Raw genomic sequence first — 15,336 nt, 5'->3', positions numbered from 1 at the left:
GCCACCCCTTTTGGGCAGCACCAATATAATAATCTGCCGTGCAAATCAGGCTTCGAGCTTTGCCATGTCCTCATCACTCATGTCGAAGTTTGAATAGACGTTCTGCACGTCGTCATCTTCTTCGAGCATGGCGATTAGTTTTAGAAGCGTCGCCCCTTTATCGGCGTCAATGGGCGTATCGTTTTGCGGGCGCCAGATCGCCTTGACAGATTCTGCTTCACCGAGACTTTTTTCAAGCGCCGCTGCAACATCAACCATGGCTTCAAAGGATGTATAAATCCAATGGCCATCCTCATTGCTCTCGACATCATCGGCGCCCGCTTCAATAGCGGCTTCCATAATTTCGTCAGCGCTGCCCGCGCCCACCGGATAGGCGATCTCACCAATCTTGTCGAACATGAAACCAACCGAATTGGTTTCCCCCATCGCGCCACCGTTCTTGGAAAAGTAGGAGCGCACGTTGGAGGCCGTACGATTGCGATTGTCAGTCAGCGCCTCAACAATGATGGCAACGCCACCGGGGCCGTAACCCTCATAGCGAATTTCTTCATAATTCTCGCCATCGCTACCCGAGGCCTTTTTGACGGCTCGATCAATATTATCCTTGGGCATGGACTGAGCACGCGCATTGGTAATGGCAAGACGCAGGCGCGAATTGAACGCTGGATCGGGCATACCCATTTTTGCGGCCACGGTGATTTCACGGGCGAGCTTTGAAAATACTTTGGAACGCACGGCATCGCTCTTGCCTTTGCGGTGCATGATATTCTTGGCATGTGAATGGCCAGCCATTCGATCCCCCGATGTCGGTCAACAAATTTGGCCCGCTTATAGGGCCCAAAGTCCAAAAAATAAAGATGCCGGTGCGTTCTTAGAACGTGGGCAGTGCCTGAGCGAGGGTGCCACCGATGCGTACCGGCAGCACTTTTGTGGCCAGCCCGCTCCGCGGATCGGTCTCAACCGCAACTCCGCAAAGGCTCGCTTCGCCTTCTGCTGGCGTAAACCGCCCCTTCTGCATACCAGTCAGAAACCGGTGCAGTGGCTCTTCGGCATCGACACCGATGATTGAGTCGAAATCGCCGCACATGCCAGCATCCGCCATAAGCGCCGTCCCGCCCTTCAGAATGCGATGATCAGCGGTTGGAATGTGAGTGTGGGTACCTACCACCAAACTCGCCCGGCCATCGAGAAACACGCCCATAGCCTGAATTTCCGAGGTCGCTTCGGTATGAAAATCAACTATGATCGCATCGGCCTGCTCCGCCAATGGACAGGCAGCGATCGCCGCCTCCACGGCCCGAAATGGATCGTCGATCGGCTGCAAAAATACCCGCCCCAGAGCATTGATCACCAAAACCCGGTGACCATTGCGCCCCTCAACCAGCATTGCGCCGCGCCCCGGGGTGCCCGAAGCCATATTGATTGGTCGCAGGAGCGTTGTTTCGCGGTCAATATAGCTGACCGTTTCACGCTGATCGAACGCATGATCGCCGAGTGTCACAGCATCAGCGCCAGCATTGCGAATGCCATTGAAGTGAGGTTCGGTCAACCCCCTGCCGTGGCTGGCATTCTCGCCATTGACCACAACGAAATCAAAGCCATATTCGGCAACGATTGATGGCAGTTTTTCGGCAACGGCATCGCGGCCGCTCCGGCCCACCACATCACCCAGAAACAACAACTTCATGCGCCGTTGCCAAACTGGCGAACGCCGACTTCCGTTACCACCGCATCAAGCGGCACATCATGATTTTCTCGGGGGATTTCATCCACCTCCTGAGCAGAAAAGGCCAGTCCAACAAGCTGTGGGCGCTTCTTGAGCTGCACTAAAGTGCGATCGTAATAACCGCCGCCATAGCCAAGGCGAGTGCCTTTGGCGTCAAAACCCAATAGCGGCACCAAAACGATGTCAGGCTCGGCCCTGGGTGCCAACTCGGCGGGTGCCAACGTACCAAATCCGGCTGGATAAAGCGCTGCGCCCTGCTCCCAGACCCGGAGCTCCAGCGGCTCATCCGGTCCCATCACTACCGGCAGCACAACTGGCTGAAAGCTGTCCATCAGTCGGATCAATATTGCCTGACAGTCCAACTCGTCGCGAATACGCCAATAGCCCGCCACGATATCGCCAGGGGTCAATTTGATGGATTCAAAAAAATGATCGGACACAGCTTTGGCCGCTTCGGCCCGCCGATTGGCACCAAGCGCAGCGCGCTTGGCGTGCGCCTCAAGCCTCAGTGCCGCCTTGGCTTCTTCGATCATTGCGTCAACCATGCCGGCCGTTGGTCCATTCGCTCCAGATAAGGTGCCGCCCTGGCCGTGGGATATGCGATCCTGGGAACCTACTTTACGTAGGTGGGCGCCGTATATCCAAGCCCAGGAGCTCGGTCAGGGACAGCTCCCTTAAGATCGATAAGGCCCCAAGGATATAGTTATCCATCACGCACCGGGCAGCTCCCCCCATATAGTGCGTCTGTAGCGCACTGCAAAGCCACATTCAGAGTAAATCATCCAAACATCGCAAACCGTGATGCTTGCTCCAAATCCACACGACCCGTAAGCTCACGACGCCCACAATGGATTTTTTCGATGCGCCACCTCTCCATTTGGCTGATTGTTCCGTCGTTTTTTCTGGCCCTGCTATCGGCGCCCTTAATCGCCGCGGAACCCATTGGGGCACCAGGGAGCTTTTGTTCGAACGTTAACGGCGACAAGCTTTGTATTGGCCAAGCCAATTACACCGCCGATGTCTGCGCCTTAATTGCTGCACTTGCCGATCACTGGCAATTGCCCAACGCCTTTCTGGCACGGTTGATCTGGCAGGAGAGCCGTTTTGACCCCAGTGCCGTCAGCCCGGCCGGAGCAGAGGGAATCGCTCAGTTCATGCCGGGAACAGCGCGTATCCGCCGCTTGCACAACACTTTTGATCCCGCAGAATCATTGGCAATTTCAGCGCAATATCTGGCAGAACTGAATCAAAAATTCGGGAACCTTGGCCTCGCAGCTGCCGCCTACAATGCCGGCGAAAACCGCATCACGCGCGCCGTTACCGCCGTCGGCCACGTACCCGCAGAGACGCGCCAATATGTCTTTATCATCACCGGGCAATCAGTCGACTATTGGTTTGATAAGCAGCCAGCACCGGTGAATTTTGCGCTGCATCCCACCGAGCGGTTCAACCAATCCTGCATTGAAATGGCCAAGGCCGCGCCGCTGATCGAACTATCCCCAGACTCGGCCCGCTGGCAACCATGGGGCGTTCTCCTAGCACAGAACTTCTCCCGCAAACTCGCATCAGACCGTTTTACCCGCACCAAGCGCGCCCACGCCAAAGTTCTCGGCAACGAACCCATGTTGTTGATCTCCGTACGCAATCCCAGTTTTGGTCGGCGCACCCGCTATTCCGCCATGGTAGGAAAACAAACGCGCGCCGAAGCCCAAGAACTGTGCGCCAGACTCATGAGTTCAGGCGGCAATTGCATCGTTCAGAAGAACGGCCGTTGATATCCGAACTCAGTAATTACCGCTATCGGGAATATTGAGAATAATCCCACAAGCCTTGCAATGCACAGCGTCCGGATCGTGCCGCTGAAGCCCGCACTGCGGGCACGGAAAATGCACCTTGTTTGGTCGAAAAATCGCCTGTGCCAGCCGCACAAACAGCGAAATACCAATGATCATGATGATGATCGAGGCCAGTTTGCCAAACGTGCCCGGCAGTGTCACATCGCCAAAACCAGTGGTGGTCACGGTCGCCACCGTGAAATACAGCGCATCGACATAACCAGCGATCCCGCCATTGCGATCAGCGAACGCTGTGTAGACGAAACTGGTCACCACAAACAGGAACACCATCAGATTGATGACCGCCTGAATGGTTTCGCGATATTCGCCAAACCCGTGCCGACGCAGCGGCCGCCACATGATGCTGGTCCGCGACATGGTCCACAGCCGCAATATGCGCAAAAATCCCAGATTGAAGAACAGCGTCGGTGCCAGCAACGTCATCAGAATGAAGATGTCAACGACCACAGTCAGCTGCTTGAGCCAGCGGCGCACATCAGTTGAAGCCAGCGCACGCGCACCCAAATCCAACCCCAGGATCAGCGCAACCGAATAGTCAATCCACAAAAACGAGGCATCCTCGCGCAACAGAGGCGAGGCAACAAAGAAGATGATGATCGCAAGATCGACCACAAGGACCGAGAATTGAAACCGCTGCGCTGTCGGTGATTGGCTATGATAAAGCAACCGCAATGTTGAGCGGAACCGCTTGAACCCTGTGTCGGGGACACCGTCACTACTATTGGCCATGCAAGCACCCCGAACTGCTGCAATATTTCAGCCGCTTGCTAATTTTGGGTCGCCGGCGCGGAGGCATCAATTGCATTAGCGACCGCTTCCAGCTTTTGCGCCGCGTCGCCCAATTTGTTGGCCAGCTTCTGCTCAAGTGCCGTTGTCTTGTCGCGCATTTTTTGGCCGTCACGCCCCAGTTCGGACACCTGCGCCTTGAGCGCCGAAATCTGGTGTTCCGCCTCCACCAGCTCGTCAAGCACTGCAATGCCCGCCATCACGGTCAGGCGGTTGTCGCCGATCTCCCCGATGGCCTCCTTGAGACCCTCGACCTGCACGTCGAATCGCTGTGCCAGCCCTAGCAGATGCTCTTGCTGGCCCTCTTCGCAGGCCATGCGATATTTGCGCCCATTGATCTCGACATTAACTTCTGGCATCGGCACCTACCTCCAACTTTCTGTCCCTATTTGGCCAGAACATCGCGCACGGTTTCCATCGCCTCGACCAAGCGGCGCGAAACATCGTGAGCACTATCATCCAGACGCTTGGCTCTGGCTGAAGCCTTGTCGAGTTCACTGGCCAACTTGGCTCGCTCTGATACGAGCCGCTGGGTGTCGACCTCCATGCGGTGCAACTCGCCAATACGCGCGTTGAACTTTTTAACGCTGGTATCTAGCCGCGCCAATGCCCGATCGAATCGTGCCGAGGCGGCCTCGACCCCATCTTCAAGCTGGTCCATGCTCATCGTCTCAAATCCCCTGCCCGCCCGACGACCGTTCAACCAGTAAGCCCCAGCCCGGATTGCATTGCAACTATGGCCATCTAACGACAAACTCTGGTACGAAACATTATATCATGCTCGTGGCCGTCAAAAAATACGCTTGGCGGTCGATCCAGCGCTATATTCACCTAATTGACGAACGGTTTGGCTTGAACAGCGACATGTCGGCCTGTTATGCCACCACAATGCCATTTTAAGGAGGTCGGATGACCTTCTCCCCCGGTTTTGAAGCCCAGAAACAGAGCAAATTCCCCATGACCAACACAGCCCAGCAAAACGATTTGGCCAATGCAATCCGTTCCTTGTCCATGGATGCGGTCGAAAAAGCCAATTCCGGCCATCCTGGCCTGCCCATGGGCTGCGCCGACATCGCGACGGTTCTGTTTACCAAGGTCATGAAATTTGATCCCGCAGACAGCAAGTGGGCCGACCGTGACCGTTTTGTGCTCTCTGCCGGACACGGCTCCATGTTGCTCTATTCCTCGCTGTACCTGCTCGGCTACGAAGACATGACAATCGAGCAGATCAAGAATTTCCGTCAACTCAACTCCAAGACCGCGGGCCATCCTGAATACCACTTCGCCCAGGGCATTGAGACCACCACCGGGCCCTTGGGTCAGGGGGTCGGCAATTCCGTCGGTATGGCCGTCGCTGAAGCCAAGCTGGCTGCCGAATTTGGAGATGATCTTGTGGATCATCACACGTGGTGCCTCGCCGGAGACGGTTGCCTGATGGAAGGTATTTCCCAGGAAGCCATCGCGCTGGCCGGTCACCTCAAGCTCAACAAGTTGACCTTGATCTGGGACAATAATTCGATCACCATCGACGGTGCCGTTTCAAATTCGGACTCAACCGATCAGATCGCCCGCTTCAAGGCATCAGGTTGGAACACCATTGAAATTGACGGTCACGATCAGGAGGCGATCGAAGCGGCGCTCCTAAAATCGAAAAAATCCTCCAAGCCCACCCTGATCGCTGCCAAGACCACCATCGGTTTTGGTGCTCCCAAAAAGGCCGGCACCAACAAGGTCCACGGCTCCCCACTGGGGGCTGAGGAACTGGCGGGGGCAAAAAAGGCGCTCGGCATTAGCTATCCGGCTTTCGAAATTCCCGCCGATACACTTTCGGTATGGCGTGCCGCCGGCATGCGCTCACAGAATGTTCGCGGCGAGTGGCAGTCCCGGCTTGCCGCCAGCCCCCATAAGGACGAGTTTGAACGCCGCCAGAACGGCACGCTGCCAACCGGTTTTCTTGAAGCCATGGACGCTTACAAACGTCAATTGGGTGAAGACAGGCCCAAGGTTGCAACCCGCAAGTCGAGCCAGATGGCGCTCGATGTAATCAACGCAGCCCTGCCCGAAACACTGGGGGGCTCAGCAGATCTCACAGGCTCCAACCTGACTGACACTAAGGAAACCAAGCCCTTCACCGTTGAAAACCGTACCGGACGCTACATGATGTATGGCATTCGCGAACACGGCATGGCGGCTGCCATGAACGGCGTTGCCTTGCATGGCGGCCTTATCCCTTACGGCGGCACCTTCCTGGTCTTTACCGACTACGCCCGCCCCGCAATCCGCCTTTCAGCAATCATGGGACAGCGCGTTATCTACGTCATGACCCACGATTCAATCGGGCTGGGTGAAGATGGGCCAACCCACCAGCCGGTCGAACATCTATCAACACTCCGCGCCATTCCAAATCTGTTGGTCTTCCGTCCTGCTGATGCCGTTGAAACCGCCGAATGCTGGCAGTTGGCGCTTGAAAGCACCACGGCACCCTCAATTCTGGCGTTGTCGCGTCAGGGACTGCCGACCGTGCGCACCGAATACACCATGGAAAACAAGTCGGCCAAGGGCGCTTACACGCTCGCCGGTGACCTTGACGCCGATGCGGTTATTTTCGCCACCGGCTCAGAAGTCGCCATCGCGCTTGAAGGGATGAAGGCACTGGGCGAAAAAGGCATCTCGGCCCGCGTCGTATCGGCACCATCGCTCGAACTGTTCAATCAGCAGTCCGACGCCTACCGCGCCGAAATTCTGGGTGCGGCCAAAGCGCGCGTTGCGGTTGAGGCAGGCATCTCGATGAGTTGGGACAGGCTGCTCGGCGACAACGGGCGTTTTGTCGGCATGAAGTCATTTGGCGCTTCAGGTCCCATTGATGATCTCTATCAATTCTTTGGTATTACGCCTCAAGCCGTTGTTGAAGCTGTCACCGCACAGTTGTAAGAGAGCCCAACTCTTCTGCCCGATTTCAATTACTAGGAGCGTCTCCCATGGCAATTCGTGTCGCCATCAATGGTTTTGGCCGTATTGGTCGCAATGTCCTGCGAGCCATCATCGAAAGTGGCCGGACCGATATTGAAGTCGTGGCCATCAACGACCTCGGCCCGGTCGAAACTAACGCCCACCTGTTCCGTTTCGATAGCGTCCACGGTCGCTTCAATGGCACGGTTATTGTAGATGGCGACACTATCGACGTCGGTCGGGGCCCTATAAAGGTAACGGCAGTACGTGACCCCGCCGAATTGCCCCACGCGGCCATGGGCGTGGATATTGCCCTTGAGTGCACCGGCATTTTTACATCAAGGGAGAAGGCCTCGGCTCACTTGAAGGCCGGGGCCAGGAAGGTTCTGATCTCGGCACCAGGCGACGGCGCCGATCTGACCGTGGTTTATGGCATCAATCACGACAAACTCACCAAAGAGCACGTTGTGGTGTCTAATGCCTCGTGCACCACCAATTGCCTTGCGCCGCTGGCCTATGTGCTCAACCAAACCGTTGGCATCGAACGCGGCATGATGACCACAGTCCACTCCTATACGGGCGACCAGCCAACACTCGACACCATGCATAAGGATCTCTATCGCGGTCGCGCTGCCGCCATGTCGCAGATTCCCACCTCAACTGGCGCCGCCAAGGCCATCGGTCTGGTCATGCCAGAACTCAAAGGCAAGCTCGACGGCGTATCGATCCGCGTCCCGACGCCAAACGTTTCATTGGTCGATTTCAAGTTCATCGCCAGCCGCAATACAACAGCAGACGAGATCAACCAGATTGTACGCAAATACGCCGATGGCCAGCTCAAGAATATTCTCGGCTACACAACCCACCCGAATGTCTCTATCGACTTCAACCACGATCCGCATTCCTCGACTGTGGCGCTCGACCAGACCAAGGTTATGGACGGCAATTTCGTGGCCGTCCTGAGCTGGTACGACAATGAATGGGGCTTCTCCAACCGCATGGCCGACACAGCGGTTGCTCTGGGAAAAACTCTCTAGTTTTTTGGCAGACCATCTCGCAAGGGTGCCCCGGCGGGGCGCCCTTTTTGCGTCCCTGCGACAACGCCGATAATTGCACCTCGCCAAGGCGGCGATCCGCCTGTTTCAATTTGCCCAACCTGTCCCGCTGCGTTCCCTCTTCCCCCTCCGCCCCCACTCTGCTAGGCACGACCACCTGCATATTCCGGAGGCGCTTCATGTCCGCATCGTTCAAAACCCTTTCTGATCTTGATCTCAAGGGCAAGCGCGTCCTCCTGCGCGCCGATCTCAATGTCCCGGTCGGCGATGGAAAAGTCACCGATGCGACGCGGATCGAGCGGCTGGTTCCAACGATCCGTGAAATCGTCAAATACGGCGGGAAAGCCATTTTGCTTTCCCATTTTGGCCGCCCCAAGGGCAAAGTTGACCCCGATTATTCGCTCGAGATCGTTGCCCCCAGCGTTGCTAATCTGACCGGACATCCGGTTGGCTTCGTGCCAACCGACTGGGTCGACGTTTCAGCGGCGGGAAAGGCCATTGATGATGCCCCCGCCGGCAGCGTTCTGGTTCTCGAAAATACGCGCTTTCACCCCGGCGAAGAGACCAATGACAAGGCGCTGGCCGAGCGCATGGCCTCGCTTGGCGACGTCTATGTCAACGACGCTTTTTCCGCAGCCCATCGCGCCCACGCCTCGACCGAAGCGCTGGCCCATCTTCTCCCCGCAGCGGCTGGCCTTGCCATGCAGGCAGAACTGAGCGCGCTTGAAAAAGGGCTGGGGCAACCCAAAAAGCCGGTTGTCGCCATCGTGGGAGGCGCAAAGGTTTCTTCAAAGATCGATCTACTCGAAAATCTTGTCACCCGCGTTGATGGACTTGTCATCGGCGGCGGCATGGCCAATACATTCCTGCACGCTCAAGGGTTCGGTGTTGGAAAATCCCTTTGCGAAAAGGATCTCGCCGAAACCGCCCTGCGCATCATGGACAAAGCCATTGACAGCGGGTGCGCCATCATCCTGCCAATCGACGGCGTCGTCGCTTGGCATTTCAAAGCAGACACACCAACGCGCCTATATGGCGTCGATGCCATCGATCCAGACGGGATGATCCTCGATATTGGCCCCTCTTCAATTGAGCGCATCAAGGGGGCCATCGACGATGCGCACACAGTTGTGTGGAACGGCCCGATCGGCGCATTCGAAATGCACCCGTTTGACGCTGGCACCGTTGAAATCGCCAGGCACGTCGCAAAACGCACCCATGATGGCAAACTGGTGTCAGTAGCCGGCGGTGGCGACACGGTTAGCGCATTGGCCCACGCGGGGGTCAAGAAGGACCTGACATATGTCTCAACCGCAGGAGGGGCATTCCTTGAGTGGATGGAAGGCAAGCCGCTGCCAGGCGTTGAAGCCTTGAAAACACGCTAACCAACTGAATTAAAACATATTTTTGACACCTACAAGTGGCGGGTATCTTCTTCGCCTTTAGTCGTATAGCCATTCGTATAATCGACTCTGCGCCACTAAAGTCTAATCTCGCCTCATCCCATTAATTGAGGTTTGAACTAGATGACAAAGTCGTTGAACGCGATTGCCCAAAAACTGATGACCCCCGGCAAGGGAATTTTGGCCGCTGACGAGTCTGAAGGCACAATCGCCAAGCGCTTTGCCAAGATCAACCTGCCCAATTCCCTCGATCTGCGTCGCGACTACCGCGAAATGCTCTTTCGTTCGACCGAGGCCATGACGAGCTATATCTCCGGCGTCATCCTGACCGAGGAGACGCTTGAGCAGCATGCCGCTGACGGCACCGCATTCCGCTCTATCATGGACGACACCGATGTCATTCCCGGCATCAAGGTTGACCGCGGCGCATTTCCGATGCCCGGCGATAGCGGCGAAAAAATCACCGAAGGCCTTGATGGCTTGCGGCAGCGTCTGGAGCGCTACGCCCTGCTTGGCGCCGGCTTTGCCAAATGGCGCGCGGTAATCACCATTAACGACATAGCCCCCACCCGCAACAATATCCGCGCCAACGCCCACGCCCTGGCCCGCTACGCGATCCTTTGCCAGGAAGCCGGCATTGTTCCTGTCGTTGAGCCCGAGGTGGTTGGCGATGGCGAACCCGGCAACCATTCGCTCGAGCGTTGTGCCAATGTAACTGGCGATGTCCTTGAAGCCGTATTCAAGGAACTGCGCCTTTCGGGCGTTGATCTGGCGGGCATGTTGCTCAAGCCAAATATGGTGCTTTCGGGCGTAAATTCGCGTGATCGGCCAACCGTGGACGACGTTGCGCGCCGCACTGTGCAGGTATTGCGCGAACACGTCCCGGCCGCTGTGCCGGGTATCGCATTCCTTTCAGGTGGCCAGACCGACGAAGAAGCCACAGCCCATCTTTCAGCAATGAACCAGATTGAAAACAAGCCGTGGCCGCTAACTTTCTCTTACGGTCGCGCCTTGCAAAATGTCGCCCTGCGCACTTGGGCCGGTCGCCGCGAAAATTTCGAGCCTGCACAGGCAGCTTTCAGCCACCGCGCCAAAATGAACTCGCTGGCAGCGCTGGGCCAGTGGCGTCCCGAGATCGACAAGGCCGCCTGATATAGTCCATTGACGTCAAAACGTCACACAGGGCGCAACTCGCAAGGGTTGCGCCTGTTTTGTTTTGTCGCTCCAATCATTGCACTCACACCCCTTTTGGCTCTATGCACTAGTCTCCCTTTTCTTGCCCAAATGCGGGGGCATAGCACCCCCACTCAATGATCCGAAAGCCCATGGCCGCACAAATTTACCTGCTGACGCCGCCCAATGCAGAACCCACCCGCTTCCCGGCACTGTTGCAGACAGTTTTGGCCGCAAATCCGGTTTCCGCCCTGTTGGTGCGCCGGCACGATCTGAGCCCGGCTGCCTATGAGACGCTGGTCAAGGCATTGTTGCCCATCGCCCAATCATCGGCCTGTGCTCTGCTGGTCGAAGATGATTCTGCGCTTGCCATTTCGCTGGGCGCCGATGGCGTGCACGTTGGCCCCGATATCAAGACCGCCAAAGCTGCCATTGCCGCGGCAAAGCCCGCCCTGATTGTCGGCGTTGGCCCCTGCGACAGCCGCCACGATGCGATGATCCTCGGGGAGTTGAACATCGATTACCTGCTGTTTGGTCCGTTGGAACAAAATGGCAAGGCTAATGGCGCCGAACTCGCGCAATGGTGGGCCCAGACCTTCGAAATCCCAGCCGTTCTGAGCGCTCCAGACGCGGGGGCCGATCTGGTTGATGCCCTGGGCGCCGAATTTCTGGCTCTGTCCCAAAGCCTCTGGCAACGGGAAGATCCGGCAGCGTTTCTCACGACTTTCTTCAGTCAGCAGGAGGCCTGATGCGCCCACACCTCTATATCGTGGTTGCCGCGCTTCTGGCATTTGTCACAACAGCAATGGCACAATCGAACGAGGCGGAATCCATTAGTTCTGCCGTTTTTGGCCCACGTATCCGCGTTGACGACGCCTACGGTGCCTATCAGCGCGGTTTTTATCTGACGGCCTTATCGCTCGCTCTGCCGCGAGCCGAAAAAAAGATCCCGCCGCACAAACCTTGATCGGCCAAATTTATGCAAACGGCCAAGGCGTGCCTCAAAATGCCGAACGCGCCGCTGGATGGTATCAATTGGCCAGCGATAATGGCGACATTCTGGCCACGTTCGAACTGGCCCTGCTTTACGAAAACGGCACCGGCGTCCCCCGCGACCGCGAGCGGGCAGCCAAACTGTTCACCACCGCTGCCAATTCCGGCTATATCCCCGCAGTTTACAATGTCGCCCTGCTCCATGTCGAGGGACGCTATGCGGCGCCCGACCTCATTAAGGCGGCCAGTATGATGAAGCAGGCAGCCGACGCGGAGCTGCCTGAAGCCCAGTACGACTACGGCACAATGCTGATTGACGGCGCCGGTGTCGCCCCCAATGCCACAGAAGGCGCCCATTACATCGAACTGGCGGCCGAACAGGATCTGGTCAGCGCCCAGATTGACTACGCAACTTTGCTCTATCTTGGCCAGGGCATACCGCGCGATCTTGATGGTGCCGTACGCTGGTACGCAACCGCTGCAAATGCAGGCAATGCAGTGGCGCAAAATCGATACGCAAAGCTGTTGGCGGTTGGTGAAGGGGTGACTGCTAATCTCGAAGACGCTGCCATGTGGCGCGCCCTATCGCGCCGTCAGGGCCTCAACGATCCCACCCTTGATGATTTGCTGGCGCCGGTGCCGCCCGAAATACTGGCCAAAGCCGAAGAACGTGCCCGCTTCTGGCCCAGCAATCCCCCAAGCGCGGAAGAAAGCTCCAGCCCTGGGCCAACGCCGTCGCTACCCCAACCAACCGAAGTCCCCCAAGAGCCTTGATCCAGGCCCCATTCTGGGGCAATAAGCGCCATCCCATTCCGGGCAGACCATTTCGTGCCAGCGCCTATTGGCTGCCATTGCCGGCAGCCACTGCCTGACGCACCAACAAGAAGTCACACCAATGGCTAAAATCAACGGCAACGAAGTCCGACCCGGCTTCGTCATTCAGCATCAGGATCGCCTCTGGGTTGCGGTCAAGGTCGATCACGTCAAGCCCGGTAAGGGCGGTGCCTATGCCCAGGTCGAACTCAAGGCCATTCTTGGCGGCACCAAGCTCAACGAACGCTTTCGGTCGGCCGAAACCCTTGAGCAGGTTGAACTCGAATTCCGCGATTTCACCTTTCTTTATGAGCAAGGCGATGCCCTGGTGTTCATGGATCAGGAAAGCTACGAGCAGATCGAACTGGCCAGGGATTTTGTCGGCGATCGCGCAGCCTTTTTGCAGGACGGCATGAAAGTCACGGTCGAAATGCACGAAGAGACGCCGCTTGGCATTCGCCTGCCCTCAAATGTCATTCTTGAGGTTTTGGAAGCCGATCCTGCCGTCAAGGGACAGACCGCCGCCAATTCGTTCAAACCAGCCAAGCTGGCCAACGGCCTCAAGGTCATGGTACCCCAATTCGTCAACACCGGTGAACGCATCGTTGTGGATACCACCGAAGTCACCTACTTGCGTCGGGCAGATTAATTTATGGCACGTTCAGCTCTTCTAAATGTCATGGTTCAGGCCGCCATCAAGGCCGGAAAATCGCTCACCAAGGACTTTGGCGAGGTTGAAAGCCTGCAGGTCTCCCGCAAGGGCCCTGCCGATTTTGTCTCCAAGGCCGATTTACGCGCCGAGCAGATCGTCTTTGACGAATTGCGCAAGGCACGCCCCACGTACGCCTTCCTGATGGAAGAAGGCGGCGAGGTAACCGGCACCGACGGCGCGCATCGCTGGATCGTTGACCCCCTCGACGGCACGACCAATTTCCTGCACTCCATCCCGCTGTTTGCCGTCGCTATCGCGCTTGAGCGTAATGACGAAATCGTGGCGTCAGTCATTTACAACCCGGTGATGGACGAACTTTACACCGCTGAAAAAGGCAATGGCGTCTGGTTGAACGACCGCAAGCGACTGCGCGTCGGTGGGCGTCGGCATCTGGCCGACAGCGTTTTGGTCACCGGCATCAAAACCCAGGGAACACCCAACGATGCCCTGGGCCTGCGTCAAGTCACGCACCTTAATCCAGCCGTCGCTGGCATTCGCCGCACCGGGTCGATTTCTGTCGACATGGCCTGGCTCGCTTCAGGCCGGTTTGATGCGCTTTGGGAAGCAGGTTTGTCACCGTGGGACGTTGCGCCGGGCGCCCTGATGGTCAAGGAAGCAGGCGGTTTTGTTTCAGATTATTCGGGCAAACCCGGTTACGTCTGGAATGGCGAGGTGGTCGCGGGCAATGAAACGCTGCAATTACTGCTTCTCAAGCAGTTGCAGGCGGTCAAATAGCTTAATCATTCGATCCATCGGCCCCTGCTGGGGTTTGCGCCTGGTGCCCAGTCTTGACCTTTGTCATTGTCAGGCCATCATGGTCTGACTAATCTCAAAGCTGATTTGGTACTGGTATGGGAAGAGTTTAGGCCGATATGACGCAAGACTATGATCCTTATCATCTCGCCAGCCCCACTGTTTACCTGATCAAGATCGTTATTTTCTTGGTTCTGGTGCTGCTGGTCGGCGCAATCCTCTACAACACCATCATCACATTTTTCTGGGCCAACCCGTTCATCAATGGCCTCATCGGCTTTACATTGGCAGTCGGCGTTTTTCTCAGTTTTCGTCAGGTCATTCGCCTGTTTCCCGAAGTGCAATGGGTCAATTCGCTTCAGGATGGCACCAATTCCAGCGCCCGCCAACCCGTGCTACTCGCTCCCGTTGCCGGTATCTTGCGCGAGCGCATTGGGGAAGCCATCATCACCCCCTCCTCGATGCGCTCCATCCTCGACAGCGTCGGCAATCGCCTTGACGAAGCCAAGGATACCTCGCGCTATCTGACCGGACTGCTGGTCTTTCTTGGCCTGCTGGGTACCTTCTTTGGCCTGCTGCAGACAGTGACGTCAGTGGGCAACGTGATCAATGCGCTCGATGTGACTTCGGGTGATAGCGCCACCCTGTTTGCCAATTTGAAAGAAGGCCTTACCGCCCCCCTTGCCGGCATGGGGACCGCCTTCTCATCCTCTCTGTTCGGCCTTTCAGGCTCTTTGATCCTTGGCTTCCTTGATCTTCAGACCAGCCAGTCGCAAAACGCTTTCTATACCGATCTTGAAGACTGGATGACTTCAATGACCGAACTCGATCATCCCGTTACGGCGATGCAGGCGAATGGCCTGGGTGTGCAGGGCCCCGAAATGCAGGCCATGTTCGAACGTCTCGATAGCACCATGCAAAACTCCAACTCGTCCCAAAATGCCATTCGTGCCATGGCCGAGCTGGCGCGTGGTATCGATGGGCTGGTCAAGCACATTCGAACCGAACAGGATGACCTGCGAAAACATATCCATGAGCAGGGCGACACCAACAAGAAATTGCGCGATCTCATAGAGGCCCTGTTGGCCGAGAACGATACCGAGCGGCGGAACTAGCC

The 15,336-nt window shown here is 56.9% G+C and carries 17 protein-coding genes and 1 other RNA gene; 11 read left to right on the top strand and 7 right to left on the bottom strand.

Annotated elements, in window-relative coordinates; all coding sequences use genetic code 11:
- Positions 1–45: 45 nt before the first annotated feature.
- The 4 genes from PSQ90_RS11480 to ssrS form a co-directional block, all read right to left on the bottom strand.
- Positions 46–792: a YebC/PmpR family DNA-binding transcriptional regulator gene (locus tag PSQ90_RS11480; RefSeq protein WP_282210440.1), complete on the bottom strand. Its 747-nt coding sequence runs from the start codon at positions 790–792 to the stop codon at positions 46–48.
- A 79-nt stretch (positions 793–871) separates the two neighbouring features.
- Complete coding sequence (locus PSQ90_RS11475) at positions 872–1,687, bottom strand: TIGR00282 family metallophosphoesterase (RefSeq protein WP_282210439.1); 816 nt, start codon at positions 1,685–1,687, stop codon at positions 872–874.
- A complete protein-coding gene (locus PSQ90_RS11470; protein ID WP_282210438.1) occupies positions 1,684–2,271 on the bottom strand; it encodes a 5-formyltetrahydrofolate cyclo-ligase in 588 nt (195 codons plus the stop codon). The genes PSQ90_RS11475 and PSQ90_RS11470 overlap by 4 nt, the downstream gene beginning before the upstream one ends.
- A 27-nt stretch (positions 2,272–2,298) precedes the next feature.
- Positions 2,299–2,457: non-coding RNA, 6S RNA (ssrS, locus tag PSQ90_RS11465), on the bottom strand.
- Positions 2,458–2,586: 129 nt separating this feature from the next.
- Here ssrS and PSQ90_RS11460 point away from each other — a divergent pair.
- Positions 2,587–3,501 carry a lytic transglycosylase domain-containing protein gene (locus PSQ90_RS11460; RefSeq protein WP_282210437.1) on the top strand — a complete coding sequence of 305 codons (915 nt, stop codon included), beginning with the start codon at positions 2,587–2,589 and terminating at the stop codon, positions 3,499–3,501.
- 9 nt (positions 3,502–3,510) lie between these two features.
- On the opposite strand, the gene PSQ90_RS11455 is transcribed toward PSQ90_RS11460, so the two are convergent.
- Genes PSQ90_RS11455 through PSQ90_RS11445 form a run of 3 tightly spaced genes read right to left on the bottom strand, consistent with a single transcriptional unit; the run spans position 3,511 to position 5,035 of the window.
- On the bottom strand, positions 3,511–4,311 hold the full coding sequence (locus tag PSQ90_RS11455; protein ID WP_282210436.1) for an ion channel: 801 nt from the start codon (positions 4,309–4,311) through the stop codon (positions 3,511–3,513).
- A 38-nt stretch (positions 4,312–4,349) separates the two neighbouring features.
- Positions 4,350–4,727 carry a cell division protein ZapA gene (locus PSQ90_RS11450; protein WP_282210435.1) on the bottom strand — a complete coding sequence of 126 codons (378 nt, stop codon included), beginning with the start codon at positions 4,725–4,727 and terminating at the stop codon, positions 4,350–4,352.
- 26 nt (positions 4,728–4,753) lie between these two features.
- Positions 4,754–5,035 carry a DUF4164 family protein gene (locus PSQ90_RS11445; RefSeq protein WP_282210434.1) on the bottom strand — a complete coding sequence of 94 codons (282 nt, stop codon included), beginning with the start codon at positions 5,033–5,035 and terminating at the stop codon, positions 4,754–4,756.
- A gap of 290 nt (positions 5,036–5,325) precedes the next feature.
- Here PSQ90_RS11445 and tkt point away from each other — a divergent pair, with 290 nt between their 5' ends.
- The 10 genes from tkt (at position 5,326) to PSQ90_RS11395 (ending at position 15,334) form a co-directional block, all read left to right on the top strand.
- The gene (gene tkt, locus PSQ90_RS11440; protein WP_282213045.1) at positions 5,326–7,299 is read left to right on the top strand and encodes a transketolase; all 1,974 of its coding nucleotides are present in this window, start codon (positions 5,326–5,328) and stop codon (positions 7,297–7,299) included.
- Positions 7,300–7,346: 47 nt separating this feature from the next.
- On the top strand, positions 7,347–8,354 hold the full coding sequence (gene gap / locus PSQ90_RS11435) for a type I glyceraldehyde-3-phosphate dehydrogenase (RefSeq protein ID WP_282210433.1): 1,008 nt from the start codon (positions 7,347–7,349) through the stop codon (positions 8,352–8,354).
- 197 nt (positions 8,355–8,551) lie between these two features.
- The gene (locus PSQ90_RS11430; RefSeq protein ID WP_282210432.1) at positions 8,552–9,757 is read left to right on the top strand and encodes a phosphoglycerate kinase; all 1,206 of its coding nucleotides are present in this window, start codon (positions 8,552–8,554) and stop codon (positions 9,755–9,757) included.
- Positions 9,758–9,898: 141 nt separating this feature from the next.
- Positions 9,899–10,927: a class I fructose-bisphosphate aldolase gene (locus PSQ90_RS11425; protein ID WP_282210431.1), complete on the top strand. Its 1,029-nt coding sequence runs from the start codon at positions 9,899–9,901 to the stop codon at positions 10,925–10,927.
- 173 nt (positions 10,928–11,100) lie between these two features.
- Entirely contained in the window at positions 11,101–11,697 is a 597-nt protein-coding gene (locus PSQ90_RS11420) for a thiamine phosphate synthase (RefSeq protein WP_282210430.1), read from the top strand.
- On the top strand, positions 11,697–11,915 hold the full coding sequence (locus tag PSQ90_RS11415) for a hypothetical protein (protein WP_282210429.1): 219 nt from the start codon (positions 11,697–11,699) through the stop codon (positions 11,913–11,915). Before PSQ90_RS11420 ends, PSQ90_RS11415 begins: the two co-directional genes overlap by 1 nt.
- Positions 11,916–11,944: 29 nt before the next feature.
- Positions 11,945–12,715: a tetratricopeptide repeat protein gene (locus tag PSQ90_RS11410; protein ID WP_282210428.1), complete on the top strand. Its 771-nt coding sequence runs from the start codon at positions 11,945–11,947 to the stop codon at positions 12,713–12,715.
- 121 nt (positions 12,716–12,836) lie between these two features.
- Positions 12,837–13,403 carry an elongation factor P gene (gene efp, locus PSQ90_RS11405; RefSeq protein WP_282210427.1) on the top strand — a complete coding sequence of 189 codons (567 nt, stop codon included), beginning with the start codon at positions 12,837–12,839 and terminating at the stop codon, positions 13,401–13,403.
- 3 nt (positions 13,404–13,406) lie between these two features.
- Positions 13,407–14,201: an inositol monophosphatase family protein gene (locus PSQ90_RS11400; RefSeq protein ID WP_282210426.1), complete on the top strand. Its 795-nt coding sequence runs from the start codon at positions 13,407–13,409 to the stop codon at positions 14,199–14,201.
- A gap of 137 nt (positions 14,202–14,338) precedes the next feature.
- Positions 14,339–15,334: a flagellar motor protein MotA gene (locus tag PSQ90_RS11395; protein WP_282210425.1), complete on the top strand. Its 996-nt coding sequence runs from the start codon at positions 14,339–14,341 to the stop codon at positions 15,332–15,334.
- The last annotated feature ends 2 nt before the right edge of the window (positions 15,335–15,336 follow it).

Source organism: Devosia rhodophyticola, assembly GCF_028816475.1.
Taxonomy (GTDB): domain Bacteria; phylum Pseudomonadota; class Alphaproteobacteria; order Rhizobiales; family Devosiaceae; genus Devosia; species Devosia rhodophyticola.
Note: the sequence above shows the minus strand (reverse complement) of the source record. Positions and strands in the feature narration are given on the sequence as shown.

Coding starts and splice junctions, on each gene's coding strand:
- PSQ90_RS11400 (WP_282210426.1), top strand. CDS start 13,407: ATGGCACGTTCAGCTCTTCTAAATGTCATGGTTCAGGCCGCCATCAAG.
- PSQ90_RS11430 (WP_282210432.1), top strand. CDS start 8,552: ATGTCCGCATCGTTCAAAACCCTTTCTGATCTTGATCTCAAGGGCAAG.
- tkt (WP_282213045.1), top strand. CDS start 5,326: ATGACCAACACAGCCCAGCAAAACGATTTGGCCAATGCAATCCGTTCC.
- PSQ90_RS11470 (WP_282210438.1), bottom strand. CDS start 2,271: ATGGTTGACGCAATGATCGAAGAAGCCAAGGCGGCACTGAGGCTTGAG.
- PSQ90_RS11460 (WP_282210437.1), top strand. CDS start 2,587: ATGCGCCACCTCTCCATTTGGCTGATTGTTCCGTCGTTTTTTCTGGCC.
- PSQ90_RS11450 (WP_282210435.1), bottom strand. CDS start 4,727: ATGCCAGAAGTTAATGTCGAGATCAATGGGCGCAAATATCGCATGGCC.
- gap (WP_282210433.1), top strand. CDS start 7,347: ATGGCAATTCGTGTCGCCATCAATGGTTTTGGCCGTATTGGTCGCAAT.
- PSQ90_RS11425 (WP_282210431.1), top strand. CDS start 9,899: ATGACAAAGTCGTTGAACGCGATTGCCCAAAAACTGATGACCCCCGGC.
- PSQ90_RS11475 (WP_282210439.1), bottom strand. CDS start 1,687: ATGAAGTTGTTGTTTCTGGGTGATGTGGTGGGCCGGAGCGGCCGCGAT.
- PSQ90_RS11415 (WP_282210429.1), top strand. CDS start 11,697: ATGCGCCCACACCTCTATATCGTGGTTGCCGCGCTTCTGGCATTTGTC.
- PSQ90_RS11420 (WP_282210430.1), top strand. CDS start 11,101: ATGGCCGCACAAATTTACCTGCTGACGCCGCCCAATGCAGAACCCACC.
- PSQ90_RS11395 (WP_282210425.1), top strand. CDS start 14,339: ATGACGCAAGACTATGATCCTTATCATCTCGCCAGCCCCACTGTTTAC.
- PSQ90_RS11480 (WP_282210440.1), bottom strand. CDS start 792: ATGGCTGGCCATTCACATGCCAAGAATATCATGCACCGCAAAGGCAAG.
- PSQ90_RS11445 (WP_282210434.1), bottom strand. CDS start 5,035: ATGAGCATGGACCAGCTTGAAGATGGGGTCGAGGCCGCCTCGGCACGA.
- PSQ90_RS11455 (WP_282210436.1), bottom strand. CDS start 4,311: ATGGCCAATAGTAGTGACGGTGTCCCCGACACAGGGTTCAAGCGGTTC.
- efp (WP_282210427.1), top strand. CDS start 12,837: ATGGCTAAAATCAACGGCAACGAAGTCCGACCCGGCTTCGTCATTCAG.